This window comes from Sphingomonas sp. NFX23 (genome assembly GCF_049887795.1).
Lineage (GTDB): Bacteria > Pseudomonadota > Alphaproteobacteria > Sphingomonadales > Sphingomonadaceae > Sphingomonas.
The window spans coordinates 1-1,841 of the sequence record NZ_JAGEKH010000017.1 but is presented as its reverse complement, the minus strand read 5'-3'; the positions used below and the strand labels follow the sequence as shown (position 1 = coordinate 1,841).

1 protein-coding gene and 1 pseudogene are annotated in these 1,841 nt (G+C 61.3%); both read right to left on the bottom strand.

Features of this window, described 5'->3' with window-relative positions; all coding sequences use genetic code 11:
* Positions 1-257, bottom strand: a pseudogene (locus tag J4O76_RS23325) (bifunctional D-altronate/D-mannonate dehydratase); the annotation flags it as partial.
* Positions 258-275: 18 nt separating this feature from the next.
* Entirely contained in the window at positions 276-1,586 is a 1,311-nt protein-coding gene (locus J4O76_RS23320) for an MFS transporter (protein ID WP_426284549.1), read from the bottom strand.
* Between the last annotated feature and the right edge of the window lie 255 nt (positions 1,587-1,841).

Below are 1,841 nucleotides of genomic sequence, written 5' to 3'. Positions count from 1 at the left end.
ATCGCAGCCATGGTGATGGGCCCGCGACGCCAATAGGCGCCGCGATAGAAATACTGCCACGTATCCTCGATCGCCGAGGCGTCGCGGCCGATCAGGGCAGGTACGAGATGGTCGTTGAGGTAGGACGCGACCGACAGTTCGCGCCCATTCACGGTCGCATCGCCGATGCCATAGATGCCTGCATCCGTCTCGATCTTGAGCGTGACAAAATTGCGGCCGGGCGAACAGACGAAGACCTTGGCGTTTGTGATTTTCATGGTTTGACGGGTCCTGGATCAGGCGGTGTGGAGGAGGGGGTCCGGGATCTGTGTGATCCGGCCCATGACGACGGTGAAGAAGAAGATGCCGATGGCGAGAACGAGTCCGGCCAAAATGAAGGCGCCGCTGAAGGTGCCGGTCGTCGCAACGATGAAGCCGGTTGCGGCCGGCGCCGCGATGCCGGTCAGGCTGTTCATGAAGTTCATGATACCCCCGATCGTGCCCGCGCCGCCCTTGGGCGCGATCAGCGACGGCAGCGACCAGCTTGCCGGCGCTGCCGCGGCCAAACCGCTCAGCGAGATCGTGATCCAGGTGATCGCCCAATAGGGGTCATGGGTCAGTCCCGCGCCGATGATGGCGAGGCCCGTCACCATACCGGCGACGATGATCGATTTGCGCACGCGGGTTTCGTCATAGCCACGCTGGACGAGACGATCGATCAGCCAGCCCCCCACGAATAGGTCTGAGACGGTTGCAAAGAGCCAGGGAATGACTGTGAAGCCCGCCGAGCGCAGAAGGTCCATCTTCATTTCCTGCACGAGGTAACCGGGCAACCAGAAGATGAAGAAGGCGAAGGCATAGCCGTAGCAGGCGAACCCGATGCTGAGTCCCCAGACCTTGCGGGTCCCGAGGAGGTAACCCAGCAGGGAAAGGCCGCCGCTGCGTGCCACGCCTTCCTCCGTCGCACCGCCCGCAACGATATACTCGCGCTCCTCGGCGGTCAGATGCGGATCTTGGAGGGGCTCGCGGTAAAGGCGCTTGAACACAAAAAAGTAGACGATCGACAGGAAACCGGTGGCGACGAACGCACCGCGCCAGCCAAGATGGACGACGAGCAGCGCGACGATCGGGATCGCGATGACGTTGGAGAATTTCGCGGCTGCGTCGAACAGGGAAGTGGCGAAACTACGCTCGGTCCGGGGAAACCAGTAGCCGACCGCCTTGGCATTGGCGGGAAATGCCGGTGCTTCTGCAACACCGAGCAGCATCCGGGCGACAAACATCGTGCCCACCCCGATTGCCGCACTGGTGACGAGGGAGGCGATACCCCACAGCACGATGCTAACGAGCATGATACGGCGCACGCCGTAGCGATCCAGCAGCAGACCGACCGGAATCTGCAGCGGCCCATAGGTCCAGCCAAAGGCCCCGAGCAGGAAACCGATCGTCAGGCTGTCGATGCCGAAATCCTGTTGAATGGAGGGCGCCGCGACGGTCAGGATGACGCGGTCGAAGTAATTGACGATGACACCAAGCCCGAGAAGCGTCGCGATCATCCATCTGCGTCGGCCTTGCGGCTTGGCATGCGGCAGCGTCGATGTTGCCATTCTCTGCCCTCCCTCCAAATGTTATTTTCTGTGAAATTTCAGTTTGAGTACCGTTTCGGCGCTTGGCTGTAAAGCCGGTCTGCCGCAATAACGAGAACCGTGTGGTCCAGCGCGGGAGTGCGAGAAGGAGCGGCGATTGCAGGGAAGAAGTCTGTCTCAGCAGGCGTATGACAGCCTCGAGGCTTTGATCGTCACCACCGAACTTCGACCTGGTTCACGCACCACACTCAGCGAACTGGAAGGCGTGTCGGGGTT